This window comes from Microbulbifer variabilis (genome assembly GCF_052467165.1).
Map to the genome: position 1 here is coordinate 753,779 of NZ_CP174301.1, position 14,512 is coordinate 768,290.

The following is a 14,512-nucleotide window of genomic DNA, read 5'->3' on the forward strand; positions in this document are numbered from 1 at the left end:
AAAAAATTTAACATTTGTATGGCGGCAGGCTGCAAATATTTACACCAATTAGGGGTGCTCTAAAATCTGAAGTTTAATGTTTAAAAACATGTTGATTGCCTTATTAACTAGTGGCTCGGTTTCCTTAACTTCAGTGCTGCCGTTGCTAATCGTACAGTTGCCTAAGTCGACAAGTCACAGATTATTTCAACAAAGTTATTGAGACTTCAATTTGGCGAACTTTCCTACCTACCTCACAGACTGATCAGTCTAATTTTATCTAATAAAAAATAACTGTTTTTAGGGTGGCACAAGGAATTGCACTAACCGCATATCTTCAGTAACTTTGGATGAATAATAAGGATAAGAAGATTCTGCCTTTCTTATGTGTTGCGACTGCCATACCTTAGTTCTGGTCTTAGCCAGGGCTGACGATAGTGGTAATTTAGTTCTAAACGGTAACTAGGGTAAATACTCTGGGCGCAACATACTGCACTGATATGGTACTTAGGTGCAGTAATAACACATCAGATCACAATAAACACAATAATGAGTGAGGAAAGCGATGACCCCGGAAGAACGATACGAAAAGGTGAAAGGCCTCCAGCCTCTGGAGCTCCTCTATAAGAGAGAGGCCGAAGAGCCAGAAACAGTATTTCTCCGCCAGATGCAGCGGCGTCAATGGAGAGAATACACATGGTATGAGGTGATGGACAAAGCCCGAAGGATTGCGGGTTACCTGCTTAGCCAATTTGAGCCTGGGGATCGTATCGCGATCCATGCCAAAAACTGTGCAGACTGGATTATCGTGGATGTAGGTATCATGCTGGCGGGGATGGTGAGCGTGCCCCTATACCCTGGGCAGTCTGCGTCTTCCATGTCCTACGTCTTGCAGCACTCTGAGTCAAAACTACTTTTCTGTGGTGCCACGGATAACAATGCTGCATTGCAGGAAGTTGCAGACTCTCTACCGAGTGTAGCGATTCAGCGTTGTGAGATTCATTGTGATCAGGAACTCGAAGCGGTTATAAACGCCAGTGCACGTTACGAGGAAAGCCCGGTATTCGATGAAGACGATCTCTTTACCATTATGTATACCTCTGGAACCACCGGTAATCCGAAGGGGGTTATGCACACCTGGTCTTCAGTAATTTTTGTTGTACCAAATATGATTCGGGGTTACGGGTTTAATGAGGCTGATCGTGTTCTCTCTTATTTACCACTGGCCCATGCTGCAGAGCGTATCCTGGTAGAATTTCACTGCCTCTACTCGGGTACCCCGGTGCATTTTCCTGAGTCCCTGGATACGTTCCTTGAGGATTTGCAGCGTACTCGACCCACGATGTTCTTTTCAGTCCCCAGACTATGGACCAAGTTTAAAGAGGGTATAGATGAAAAAATTCCACCAGCATTACAAAATGTTTTACTGCGCATACCAGGATTGAGCAGCTGGCTAAAAAATAAGGTGCGTACAGGTCTTGGTCTGGACCAGGCGAGAATGCTGGTAACAGGAGCCTCGCCTATTTCTATTGAGTTGTTGCGCTGGTATGAGCGTATGGGAATGCAGATTGCCGATGGCTATGGCATGACAGAAAACTTTATCTATGGTTGCTTTGTGTTGCCGGGGGAGGAGCCAGTACCGGGTACGGTAGGCAAAACATACCATGGCTGTGAGTTGAAGATTTCTGATGAGGGAGAAATATTATTCAAGAGTGGCTCCCTCATGAAAGGCTACTACCTGGAGCCTGAGAAAACAGCGGAAGTTATCCGTGACGGCTATTACCATACCGGAGACTCGGGCTATATTGATGGGGATGGGCTGTTACATATTACCGGCCGAATTTCTGAGACTTTTAAAACCAGTAAAGGAAAATTTATTCAGCCCAGTCGCCTAGAGGGGCACTTTGGGAATGAGACACTTCTGGCGCAACTTTGTGTGCTTGGTCATGGAATGGATCAGCCGGTAATGTTGGCAACACTATCTGAAACTGCAGAAAAAATGCCTCGTACCGAAGTCAATGAACAGCTCCAAAGAATATTGGAGACAGTAAATGAACGCTTGCCTCATCACGAACGCATCAAGACTATATTTATCTGCAAAGAGGAGTGGACTCCACTAAATGAGTTCTTAACTCCCACCTTGAAGATTAAACGTAAAGTATTGGATGCCCACTACCAGTATCTATTTAAGCAGTTTGCAGATGTGGAAGGTATTGTGTGGGAGACACGAGATAGTGATAGCACTCAGAAAACAAAGGCTGATTTGCAGGCGGTGAATTGAATTTGGCTAAGACATAAACTTAGAAGCCAACATATATATGCAAAAAAGCCCGGCAATCTATTATTGTCGGGCTTTTTTTACGAATGACTTTCGATGATCAATTTAATGAGTGTAACTCAGGCAGTTGTTTGTGTTGCCAGTGTGGCCAACTTCAATACTTTCAGCGGAGCATTCAAAATCGTCATTGAACTTACAGTCTTCCATTTTGCATGCGCCAACGCCGGCAGTGCGAGAGCTGCTAGTATGTTTCGAGTTGGTAAAGAATGTATCGCAATCGGGATCTGTCCCGTGGCCAATAGTGATAGCTCTGGCATGGCAGCCATCGTCAGCATTGTAGGCACATTGAGTGGCGGCACACCTGCTGACTTCAGGCATATCTGTCGCGATAATCATGGCTGTCTTCTCCTGGTTGGTAAAAGGAGACTAGCCCAGCTTTCGGGTATGTCAACGAGAAACCTTAGATATTGTAAGGTAATAGAGAGGGGCACTCTTTTCTGTAAGAGAGAAACTCTTCCAGGAAGCGGGCCTGACAATAACAGTCAATAACCTTCTTGTATGAAACAATCTGTTGCTATGCCTTAGAGCAGTTATTCTCAGCCTCCCAGGCCATTAGCAGTAGTTCCTCTGTCTCTCCGGGCAATGTGACCCTCTTTTCAGTTTTGAGTCCGATTTTTTCCAGAAGCTTTATTGAGGGCGTATTATCTGGTCGAGTGATTGCGACAATACGCAACAGGCCTAAGGCTTTTTGGCCGTGGAGCATTATGGCCTGTGAGGCCTCCAGGGCATAGCCTTTGCCCCGGTACTGCGGCAGGAAAGCGAAGCCGATATCCACATCATCTAGACCATTACGCCTGATCAGGCCACAGATGCCAATTGCAGTTCCATCCTTGAGCTCCACTTTATAAAGGCCAAAACCATGCTGTCGGTACATAGACACGGGGCCGTTCTCGATATATTGGCGAGCCTGCTCAAGGTTATGCACACCTCGATCACCAATATTCTGTAAAAAGTCGGAGTCGTTGAGCAGGTTGAGCATCAGCTCTGCATCATCATTTCCTAGCTCGAGTAAAACCAGATTGGGCGTTTTAATTTGGAACATTCAGGGCGCACAGTTATATTGAGTTGAACGCTTATTTTGCCTTGGCAGTCAGCAGTTGGCGAGAGTTGAGTCTGGCTGTTTCGAAGAAGGGCGTGGAGAGAAGAGTGTGCCTCCCAGTTGGGAGGCACATAAACATAAAGGCTATCGCAGGACTAGAAGCGGTAGGTTACGTTGACGGAAGCCGACTCTGCCGTTGGGCGAGAAGTCACATTCGCGCTCAGTGCAATAGACTCAGCGGCTTGCCAGCGAATACCGGCGATCAGGCCCATACCGTCGTCGAACAGGCCCTGATCTACGCTAGAGTAGCTGGGCATGGCATTCATATTGCCCGCCATGGACTTAACACCAACTTCCAGAGTGTCTTCGTCGGTACCACGAGTATCTTCATACCAGAGCTGGGCGTAGGCGTTAACGGTATTCCAGCTCTTATTGGCAAAGGCGCCAAAACGCATGGTGGTGTAACGACGTTCCTGGTCTCCATAGTTCATACCCAGCGGGTCAAACTCGTTGCCATTCAAGTCGCTATAGGTGAAGCCCTCAATCGCGTCTTCGGTATAGCCATCCACTTCCATAGTTGCACGAGTTAAACCAACAAAGGGGCCGAACTGGAAGCTGGAGTAACTGAACAGATTGGCACCTGCAGTTAAACTCAGGGTGGTGTTTTCTCCGGAAGTATCTCCTTCCAGTTCTGAGGAGAAGCTATTGCCAAGAGCCAGGGCGCGGTTCACCTGGTCGAAGTCCACGTCCGTCAGGGTGGCGCTACCTTCTACGAAGAAGATATCGTGGTGGAAGCGGCCGAACAGGCTGTAGTTAGTGGAAGTGGACTCGATATCGGAGCGGGCGTTGTCCACATCAATATCGGAGCGGCTCACTGCCAAACCTAGTTCGAGATTGTCGCGCAGGGCGTAGGTCATTCCGATCAGGTTAGCATTGCTATCTCCGCTCATATCTGCGGCAAAACCGTTATCGTAATCAATGTCACCGAAGACGCTGCCCACAAACACGCCAGTTTGGGCTTGGCTATAACGAACACCGGCCAGGTTTTCATCCAGGCTGTTGGTGTGAGTGCGGGCCGCCTGGGCACCGATATCAGGCAACTGACCGGCAACCTGGGCCGCGTTAACGATAGCGGTGTAGTAGTCGGCGAGTACCTGCTGACCAACTTGCGTCGGGTGTACTGTATCGTTGAATATCAGTTTGGAGGCGTCAGCAGTATCCTGGCTGATTCCGTAAACCGGGTGCTCAATACATTCACCACCGCTACCGTCGTAACAGTACTGGCTTTGGTCGAACTCAGCGGAAAGGCCCAGCTGGCCGGCGTTTTCCAGTGCCACCTTGAGCAAGCCGGCCTGATCGACCATCAGCACGCCATCAATATCTTTGGCTTGTGCTAGCAGGCTGGCGTTAAAGGCTTCGGAGGCTGCGCTGGCTTGCTGTAAAGAAGATTCCAGCTTTGCATCAGCCTGTTCCTGAGTCATGAGGCCTGCTTCTACAGCAGTATTTAAATCAGCGGTAATCTTTGCATAAACAGCAGGTGTCTTACTGATATCGGGTACATTGGATACCAGAATATAGTTGGCGCCTGCACCAGACAGGGCTCCGGCTGCAGTTGCCAGCATGGCGGAAGCTATACCGATTTCAGCGGTAGCTTCTTCAATGCTCATCTCACCGGCAGCGAAACTACTAAAACCACTAAGCAGATCATTGCCGCCGCCATTGACCCAGTAGAGGGCATTGGCATCAGCTGTTCCAGAGGTGGTTTCCAGGTAACCACGGCCTAATGGGTGTGGGTTTCCAGAGGTACCGGTGGAGGCAACAATCGCTTGTAATGCCTGCCCGGCTTCATTTTTGGCTGCTTCCGCTTGCTTTCCAAGATCAACTGCAGCGGCCAAATCACCTTGTAATTGTGCAGTTTTCGCTTTAATTGCCAGTTGCTTAGCTTCTTCCTGCTTTAGAAGCAGTAGGCCCAAAAGCTCAGAATCTGGGTAGGCTGGACGGCCATCAGCTCCGACATGAGGCATCAGCGCACTGAGGACGTTGTGTCGGGCTGGGCTATCTTGCAATCCATTGGCTTCAAGGAAAGCTAAATAGTTCTCGGTGCCAATCACATTCATTAATACATCAGCAGCTTTGTGGCCACCTACAGCCCAAACACTACCGGCATTAAGCGCACCGCTGGTAACTTGCATTGAAACTGAGTCTTCAAGTTCCGCAGGGCTCAATGTTGGATCAACAGCTGGTAGGCAGAAAGGAGATTGCATTCCAGAGCAGGAAGCAGTCACAGGGCCCAGCCCCAGATTTTGAGAGAGGATGTTGATGGCAATATCGTTGGCATCACCACCATTGGTAAATACGTCGTAGTTGCCTACGTCGGTCAGACTGTCACCAAAGGCAATAACCTGGCTGAAAGCTGATTCCTCTGCAAAAGCAGAGGCGCTGGTCATGGTCGCAAGTGCAATAGCGGCCGCGAGGCTGCGCTTGACGTTGGGCATGGTTTTCTCCTAGTCGCGGTAATCGCACACCCAGAGGAAACATCGGGAGGAATCCAGAGGAAACAACGGTGTGCGTCTTTATTTTTTTTGTTCCTGTACCTCAAGGAAGCGTGGCAATACTAGCGGATTTGACCCAGACAATAAAATAAGTCACGGGCAAAGAGGCTGGCTGCTTGGTCACTTTAGGGATGAAGTGGCCTTGAGAGACACTCTACAAAAGTGGCGCAATAGTACTGGATGATTTTTTTTTGGTAAATACATCCTAACTTTAAAATTACTCACCTCGTTCTCCACATTGCACTTTATTTGCGTGAAGAGTCCTAAGGAGGTAAATAGGTACACTTGTATTGTACTTGTATTTTTTCTATCGCCAGGAGTTAGCTTAAAATGCACAGGTATGCAAGGACTTATCACTTGCTGATGTGTTTGAATTGAACTTAAAGGTGAAATGTTGGGCACCCGGCGACGAATCCAGATACCTCAGGATGAAATTCAATTGAGTGCTGTGCGTTCACAGGGCGCGGGAGGTCAAAATGTTAACAAGGTATCCAGTGCTATTCATTTGCGCTTTAATATCTATGAATCCTCGCTGCCAGAGAATATTAAACAGCGGCTTCTGCAAATAAGAGATAGGCGGATCTCCTCTGATGGCATTGTAGTAATCAAGGCCCAGACTTTCCGTACCCAGGAAAAAAACCGAGAGGATGCCCTCTCTCGGTTGCAACAGCTAATTGAGCAGGCTGCTGAAGTTCCAAAGCGGCGTATTCCTACCAAGCCCAGTCGCGGAGCAAAAGAGAGAAGGCTGCAAAGCAAAAATCGACGCTCTCAGGTAAAGGCGATGCGAGGAAAGATCAAAGAATAAGTTCACTTGTCAAAGTTTTTTTCATCGTTGATTGTGTGCAAAATTAATACTGCATGGCTATAGAATTGATTATTTTGAATTGAATTTAATACCTGTTTTTTCGCTAAATAGCCATTTGAATAAGAAATATAAACAAAGGAATTTTATGGGAGAGATTGAGCAGATTCTTGATTTCTTGATAGAGGTGGAAAAATTGAAAAGTGTTTTGCGTCAAACTCGGCCGGTCGGAATCAATCGTCGTGAAAATTCAGCTGAACATAGCTGGCATGTTTGTCTAGCTGCGCTGGCGTTAAAAGACTATGCCAATGAGGAGGTTGATATAGATCGAGTTATCAAAATGTTACTGATTCATGACCTGGGCGAAATAGATGCTGACGATAAGATTATTTATTTTGCTGAGACTGATAAGCAAAAAGCCAATGAGAAACAGGGGATCGAACGCTTATTGGCTAAGTTGCCAGATGGCCTAAAGGCAGAGTGTCTGCATTTGTGGCAAGAATTTGAGGCTGGTGAAACAGCAGAGTCCCGGTTTGCTCGGGCGATTGATAGGGTGCCACCACTATTGCAAAACTGCCATAATGAGGGGCACACGTGGAAGGAATATGAAATAAGTAAAAGCCAGGTATTTTCCCTAAATAGCCGAATTGGTGCGGGTAGTAAAGAGCTATGGGGAGTAATAAAGGGGAAACTAGACAGTGCAGTAGAGAAAGGCTTCCTAAAATAAGACGCCTTTCACTAATGAAAATTACCAAGTTATTAGTGGTAAGATGAGCTTGCAAGAACATCCTGGTACTCGGCTTGACGCTGGCCTAAGGCAAAAAGCAGGTCATTAATTTCAATCCCCAGCTCAGTGTGGCGTATTTTTAGTCGGGCAATATCTGCTAACAAGATAACCCTTTCATCCCGACTGGTTTCATCAAGCACAATAAGAGCGCTCATCTCCGTAATGTCATCAAGGATGTGCTCACGCTCCAATTCCAGGTCGTGAATTGTTGCTTCGAGCTCTTTTACTGCGTTGTGCGCTACGAATATATCCTGGCCGGCCTCGTAACCGCGCAGGAACAAGCCTTCCAAGTCGGCTGGGCATACCCCATTGTAGTTTTCTCCAGAGCGCCCCTCGGCAAAGCCGCGCAGCTCTGTGCAAAATAGCCCTAACCCCTCATCGCGACCACTGCGATAGGCACCGGTATTAAGCTGTACACCATGTTTCGCGCAGGCTTCACGACGCCGGCCCATATACCCTAAATCCTTGCCCGCTGCACCGTCCTCAAAGCCTACTGCTTGCCAATCCGCCATTTGGCACTCATCTTTACTCATTGTGGCGCAGCCCGTAATCAGAAGTGAGAGGGAGGCGAGAAGGATTCCATATCTTAACTGCACAGTTGCTTCCTGTTGTCTGGTTGTTAATAGAGCTTACTGACTGGAACCTGACTGTAGGCTGAAGATATGAAGAAAACCTCTGGCAGATTATTTTAAGGGTGGGCTTGGTGGTCTCAGTAGAAGAGTGGGGTAGAGCGGTAGCTCGCCTATATCGTTCTTCCAGGTTTCAAGCGGAGATGTAGCGTCAGGGGTTTATTCAAGTTGGTTGTTACGGAGTTAGTCCATTGTCCGTATTGGTGTTGCCGATTGTCCTGGAATTAATAAGTGTCAATATGCTTTGAGTGCATCTTCACTGTCAGGTAATGGAATGTAGCAGAAGAGTTGCTTATGCAATTTCAATAGTCGTTAAATTTACTTCTCTCTATTGAATGCCTCGTCTCAAAGTAGTAGGTCACAATAAGTCCCCATTTTATCTTGCCAATCTCGTTATATTCGAAGAAGTTTTACTTTTCGCTTATTGAGTATATTTTTTTACAGCAAAGATTTCATGATATTTTTTATGAGATATGCCTAGTTCAAATTGCTATTAGTGGATTTTTTATATTCTTATTTTTTTTATCTTTTATCTTTTATCTTTCTTAAAATTTATGATTTATTTTTTGGTGATTACTGCTAAATTATTTCAGTATTTGTTTGTATGTGTTACGGTTTTAGTTGCCAGCTATTCGAGTTGGTTTTACTTGGCTCCTCCGCGTTTTCAAAATTTGAATAATAAAAATAAATCTGGATGACCTGTAGTATTTCCTTTTAAGTCAGGTTGCGTCTCCAAATTCAATAATTTGTATGTTATTTGAATGTTGTTGGTTTTCGGCATTGCTGTTTGTGCAAGATTTTTGCATGGGTGTACGGTGCCCGTCTGTGTTTTCTTGGGTTTTGCCGATTTGCGCAGGGGGCTAAATCAATGTGGAGAAGATAATGAAAAAAATGATTCGTACATCGCTAATAGGGTTCCTGGCAGTGCCTGGTATAGCCTTGGCGCAGGAGTTGTGGATAACCATTGGTAGTGATGGCTATCAAACCCTGAAAAAAAATAGTGCATTAATGTCAAAACAGCCGCTGGTTGCACAAGGAGAGCACAATGATATAACGATATTAAAGGTAGATGAGGGTAATTTATCCGATATTTCTACCATTATGCATAATAGCCACAATCGCTGTGGTGGCTTTATGGTACATGAATCACTGGAGGAGGCGCAGGCTGCGCAGCTTTCACCGCTAGTGAGTACGGTAGAGAGTGTTGCCAGTTATACGATTGATAATGCGGATGTGGTCAGTGCATTACAAGGAAAAATCTCAGAGGCAAATATTCGCTCGACTATTGAAACCCTGTCGAGCTTTACCAACCGCTATTACACAACGACAACCGGGGTGGATGCTGCCGAATGGATTCGGGATAAGTGGCAGGATCTAACCAGCTCAAGAAGTGATGCTTCAGCGCAACTTTACAATCACAGCTGGGCCCAGCCCTCAGTTATTCTCACTATTCAGGGACAGACAGATCCCGATGAGATAGTGGTTTTGGGGGCCCACCTGGATTCAACAGTAGGGTTTGGCACCGGGGAGGGTACACGAGCACCGGGTGCCGATGATGATGCTTCGGGTATTGCAACTTTGACCGATGTGATTAATGCAATAGTAGTTTCGGACTATAAGCCGGCAAAAACTCTGGCATTTATGGGGTATGCGGCTGAAGAAGTTGGGCTGCGTGGTTCCGATGATATAGCTACAGATTACAAGAACCAGAATAAGAACGTGATTGGTGTGCTACAGCTGGATATGACCAATTACTATGGTTCGAATAGCGATATTTATATTATCGGTGATTACACCAATGGTGCCCAGAACACATTCCTTAAAGATCTGGTGCAAACCTATCAGGGTGGCCTCAGTGTCGGCACTACTAACTGTGGTTATGCTTGTTCTGATCACGCTTCCTGGCACGATCAGGGGTATGCGGTTTCCTTCCCTTTTGAGGCGACTTTTAATGGTTCTAACCCATATATCCACACTGTAAATGACACTCTTGCTAATAGTGGTGGAGATGCCAATCATGCCGTGAAATTTGGCAAACTGGCGGCAGCCTATGTGGCGGAACTGGCCAAGGGGTACATTGGCAATGATCCTGGCCCTGACCCCGATCCAGATCCTGACCCCGACCCCGATCCAGGCCAAGAGCAGACCCAAAGCTTCTCGGGCAACGTGTCGCGAGGTGGTGAGGAGCACTACGGGGCATTCAGTGTGACGCCTGGCACAAATTTTGTTGCGGATATGACGGGAACAAATGATGCCGATTTATATGTGCGTTTTGGGGCTGCACCCACCTGGCGTTATTACGATTGCAGGCCCTACGAAAATGGCTCTGATGAGAATTGTACTTTACAGGTGCCAAATGGTGATAGCGAAGCTTACATCATGGTTCGAGGCTATAGTCGTCAAACGTCCAGTTTTGAATTGAATGTAACCCATACCCCGCAATAATGGCGAGTGGCCTGGGAGTGTTTCTTCTCTGGGTATGTGAATCCTATCAATAATATTTACTGGAAAATTGAAAATTTGACACACCTGGCAGCAATGACCATTAGTCAGGTGTGTCAACTATTAACATAAATAAATTTAAACGCCATGAGTTTTGGTTTCCAGAGTAACTGTTGTCTAATCAGGCGAGGGAAAATGTCAAAAATTGAGAGACTTTTAGCACTGACGCGAAAATTTTCAGAGATAAGGGTAGGCTGATATATTCCCATAGCAAAAAAGTGCTCTGTAGGTCTCAGTGCGCGCAAGAATAATACTGCTCATCACTATTCAAGGTTATCCAGTGGTGTGCTGTCCAAATTAATAATGAAAAGAGAGGACGGGCAACATGCAAACCTATTTGCTAAGACCTTTGTCGCTGGCAATCGCTGTCGTACTTACGGCTCCAGGCGTCTTAGCCCAGGAGCAAAGCGAGCAGCCCCCGGCTGTCGATGACCGGGCGATGGAAGAGGTGATTACTACAGGTACACGCAAGGAGGGTGTCTCTCCCACAGAAACTCTGTCCCCAGTCGATGTGGTCGGTGGTGATAAACTGGCTGATCAGGCCAGTTTCGATCTGACAGAGTCTCTGGCAAAAATTGCCCCTTCCTTTAATACCCAGCGTTTCCCAATTGCGGATGGAACAGCATTTATTCGTCCGGTGACCCTGCGCAACTTATCTCCGGACCAGACACTGGTGCTGGTTAACGGTACACGTAGACACCGTTCAGCCCTTGTAAACTTACAACTTGCTCCGCTGGGAACGGTTAACCAAGGTGCTCAGGCTGTGGATTTTTCTACGCTGCCATCTATGGCCATAGAAAGGATAGAAGTACTGCGTGATGGCGCCTCGGCCCAATATGGCTCTGACGCTATTGCCGGAGTAGTGAATATTATCTTAAAGGATGATGCAGAAGGTTTCGGCTTTTCTGCACAAACTGGTGAGTATTTTGAAGGAGATGGGGCTCGTAACAGCTTGGCGGCCAATGCAGGCTTTAATCTCTGGGATAAGGGCTTTGTCAATGGCACTGTGGAATATTCCAAGGCCGATAAAACCTGGCGCGGCGTCGCTCGTCCTGATGCCGAGTTTGTCGGATCTGTGGTTGGAGAGGACCTGGTGCCGCTCGACGGGCTTGGCCAGCGCTGGGGTGATCCAGATGTGGAGACATTGAAATTTTTTGTAAACAGCGGCCTGGATATTAATGATGATGTCGAGCTGTACGGAAATTTTGGTTACTCAACCAACGAAACTATTTCAGACTTCTTCTATCGTGGCCCAGTACTTGACCCGGAACATCAATTTACCGCTCGCGGTACTTTACAGGTGGATATGCCCAGTGATCCTAATGACCCTGGAAGTGTCGACTATTTGCCAGATCCGGCACCACAGTCGTTGATTGATTACATTATCGGCCAGGGGTTAAACCCATCCGATTATTTGGTAGCCGATAATTCCAGCCCCAGTGGATATGTGTTGCGCAACCCCATCTACACCCAGTTCCCTGGCGGCTATAACCCCCAGTTCGGTGCAGAAATTCATGATATTTCCGCCGTGGTAGGTGCTCGAGGCGAAATGCAAAATGGACTGACCTGGGACCTGCGCGCGCGGGTTGCGGAGAATGAGGTGGAATATGTACTGAAAGATTCTATAAACCCTAGCCTCGGTTTATTGTCGCCCACCAGTTTCAAGCCGGGCACTCTTACCCAGGAAGAGTCCAGCCTTAATGTGGATTTTGTGAAACCTGTGGATTTGGCTTTTTTAGATTCGCCGCTTAACGTGGCCTTTGGTGCTGAGTGGAGAGAGGAAACCTATTCAATTGGCGCAGGTGATTCTGCTTCCACTGAAGTGGGCCCGACTGCGGCCCATTTTGGCGTCGGCTCGGATGGATTTCAGGGTTTCCCCACTGAGGCTGTCGGCAGTTACAGTAGTGAGAGTATTGCCGCTTATATTGACCTTGAAGCGGACGTAACTGATGCACTGACGCTAGGTACGGCACTACGCCTTGAAGAATATGATGAGTTTGGGTCTACCTCTGACTGGAAGATCTCAGCCCGCTATGACATCAATGAGCGTTTCGCCCTAAGGGGTACTGTAAATACTGGTTTCCGCGCGCCTACTCCCGGACAGGTAAACACCCTGAATGTCACGACAACTGCTGATTCCAGCGGTAATCTGATTCCGAATGGAACATACCCGGTGAGTCACCCGGTTGCTATGGCATTGGGCGCTGCAGAGTTAAGTCCAGAGGAATCCACCAGCTTTACCTTGGGGGCGGTTTTTTCACCGTTCGATAACACCAGCGTTACTGTCGATTACTACAACATCGATATCGAGGATCGGCTGGCCTTGCGCAACAATGCGATTGGTGATGCGGAAGTTGAACTCCTTCAGAGTGCGGGAGTTGAAAATGCGGCACTTCTGAGTGGTAGTAATGCGAACTATTTTGTCAACGCTTATGACTCTGAAATTTCGGGTATCGACTTGGCAGTTACCAGTGACTTTGAGGTGGCTGGCAATTTGTTAGTGGTAGATTTACGCCATAATCATAACCAGCAGGAAGTGAGTAATGTTGCAGAAAACACCATCAATGCCTCCAGGGTTCTTGACCTGGAAAACCAGGTGCCCAGTGATCGCACCACACTAACGTTGGATTTTGATACCGGAGATATATTCAGCGGTTATTTACGTCTGAATCGTTATAGCAGCTGGGAGTCAACAGGGGGGCTGTTTGGGCCGGGTGATGCTTCGGATACCTATAGCTATGGCAGCGAGATACTGGTGGACCTGGAGGCAACCTTCACGCTCTATGAGAATTACAAAATTGCCATCGGTGGTGAGAATATCTTTGATGTACAGCCTGATGACGAACAGGATGGAACCCTGCAGTTTCTGGGCGTAGACCAGGCATTGACCTCGCCTTTTGGTTTCAACGGCGGCTTCTGGTATTTACGTGCTAGTGCAGAGTTCTAAACAGTGGAAGTAAATAGTCTTTGGCTACTTTATTTTGTTAAGAGCTATACGTCGTAAGAGGCCATTGAAAGAAATAAACCCGGCACTTTTGCCGGGTTTATTTGTATGGTATTACATGAACGGCATACCAAATATTCTGTTAGCAAAGTGCGCTGCTGGCGAGAACTCGTGTGTTGAAATCCAGTACTATCTGCGGTTCATCGGTGAAAACCCCGTCTACACCTAGTGCGGCCAGCATTGCCAGGTCATTAGGGTTATTAACAGTAAAGACATAGTTTTTGAGTCCCCGCTGTCCGGCATCAGCCAGTAAATCTGCACTAATAAAATCCAGGTTGGTGTGTAGCGAATATGCTTGTAATGGCGCGGTACAGGCAGCTAAATCAAGGGGTACACCACTAATTAACACCCCACGGCGTACTTCGGGTAATAGGCGCAGGCATTCATACAGCTGTCTGTGATCAAATGAGGAAATAATATATTGATCGAATGTAGTGCCTTTTTCAGTGACAAAACGCCGTATTTCCTTTGCCAGTAAGGAAGCGCAATTGGGGCCTTTAATTTCAATATTTAACTGTGCGCTGCCGCCGACCAGTTCCAGTACTTCCTGAAGTGATGGAATAGTATTGCCACAAGGGAGGGGTCTTTCTCTCAAATCCTCTGGGCGCATCTCAGTAATTAGCTCACTGCCCGGGATTAGGCGTCCCAGGCGCCGATCGTGCTTTACTAGAAGTTGGCCACCCACATTCCAGATATCAATTTCAATACCCCCGACTGCCATTTCCAGTGCGTGGCCAATAGCCTGCAAGGTATTCTCGCTGGCTCGCCGCTGGTAACCGCGGTGTGCAAAGCAGAAGAGAGTGCCTGGAGTCATTACCTTTGAGTCCAATCAGTAAATTTTGAGAGCCTGCCACTAAATTATTACGAGGGGGTTATGCCG

Annotated in this window: 10 protein-coding genes; 5 read left to right on the forward strand and 5 right to left on the reverse strand. The window is 47.2% G+C overall.

From position 1 onward, the window contains the following. The first annotated feature begins 544 nt into the window (after nucleotides 1-544). Nucleotides 545-2,260 (forward strand): AMP-binding protein, encoded by a 1,716-nt coding sequence (locus ACJJIP_RS03290; protein ID WP_353375977.1) that lies wholly within the window; start codon nucleotides 545-547, stop codon nucleotides 2,258-2,260. A 102-nt stretch (nucleotides 2,261-2,362) separates the two neighbouring features. Here ACJJIP_RS03290 and ACJJIP_RS03295 read toward each other — a convergent pair whose 3' ends face one another. The 3 genes from ACJJIP_RS03295 to ACJJIP_RS03305 form a co-directional block, all read right to left on the reverse strand. Then, nucleotides 2,363-2,653, reverse strand: a complete 291-nt coding sequence (locus tag ACJJIP_RS03295; RefSeq protein WP_020412468.1) for a DUF1540 domain-containing protein — start codon at nucleotides 2,651-2,653, stop codon at nucleotides 2,363-2,365. A 178-nt stretch (nucleotides 2,654-2,831) separates the two neighbouring features. Further along, the gene (locus ACJJIP_RS03300) at nucleotides 2,832-3,359 is read right to left on the reverse strand and encodes a GNAT family N-acetyltransferase (protein WP_444946217.1); all 528 of its coding nucleotides are present in this window, start codon (nucleotides 3,357-3,359) and stop codon (nucleotides 2,832-2,834) included. A 152-nt stretch (nucleotides 3,360-3,511) separates the two neighbouring features. Further along, nucleotides 3,512-5,851, reverse strand: coding sequence for an autotransporter outer membrane beta-barrel domain-containing protein (locus tag ACJJIP_RS03305; RefSeq protein WP_282952550.1), 2,340 nt, complete (start codon nucleotides 5,849-5,851; stop codon nucleotides 3,512-3,514). 448 nt (nucleotides 5,852-6,299) lie between these two features. Here ACJJIP_RS03305 and arfB point away from each other — a divergent pair, with 448 nt between their 5' ends. Beyond that, nucleotides 6,300-6,713 (forward strand): alternative ribosome rescue aminoacyl-tRNA hydrolase ArfB, encoded by a 414-nt coding sequence (gene arfB / locus ACJJIP_RS03310; protein ID WP_020412471.1) that lies wholly within the window; start codon nucleotides 6,300-6,302, stop codon nucleotides 6,711-6,713. A gap of 115 nt (nucleotides 6,714-6,828) precedes the next feature. Beyond that, on the forward strand, nucleotides 6,829-7,437 hold the full coding sequence (locus ACJJIP_RS03315) for an HD domain-containing protein (protein WP_444946218.1): 609 nt from the start codon (nucleotides 6,829-6,831) through the stop codon (nucleotides 7,435-7,437). 32 nt (nucleotides 7,438-7,469) lie between these two features. On the opposite strand, the gene ACJJIP_RS03320 is transcribed toward ACJJIP_RS03315, so the two are convergent. After that, nucleotides 7,470-8,093, reverse strand: a complete 624-nt coding sequence (locus ACJJIP_RS03320) for a DUF2799 domain-containing protein (protein WP_444946219.1) — start codon at nucleotides 8,091-8,093, stop codon at nucleotides 7,470-7,472. 915 nt (nucleotides 8,094-9,008) lie between these two features. On the opposite strand from ACJJIP_RS03320, the gene ACJJIP_RS03325 reads away from it, so the two are divergent. Together ACJJIP_RS03325 and ACJJIP_RS03330 are read left to right on the forward strand one after the other, a co-directional pair. After that, a complete protein-coding gene (locus ACJJIP_RS03325) occupies nucleotides 9,009-10,571 on the forward strand; it encodes a M28 family peptidase (protein ID WP_444901044.1) in 1,563 nt (520 codons plus the stop codon). A 382-nt stretch (nucleotides 10,572-10,953) separates the two neighbouring features. Further along, nucleotides 10,954-13,575 (forward strand): TonB-dependent receptor plug domain-containing protein, encoded by a 2,622-nt coding sequence (locus ACJJIP_RS03330; protein WP_444946220.1) that lies wholly within the window; start codon nucleotides 10,954-10,956, stop codon nucleotides 13,573-13,575. Nucleotides 13,576-13,714: 139 nt separating this feature from the next. On the opposite strand, the gene ACJJIP_RS03335 is transcribed toward ACJJIP_RS03330, so the two are convergent. After that, entirely contained in the window at nucleotides 13,715-14,446 is a 732-nt protein-coding gene (locus ACJJIP_RS03335) for a glycerophosphodiester phosphodiesterase (RefSeq protein WP_020412476.1), read from the reverse strand. Nucleotides 14,447-14,512 lie beyond the last annotated feature (66 nt).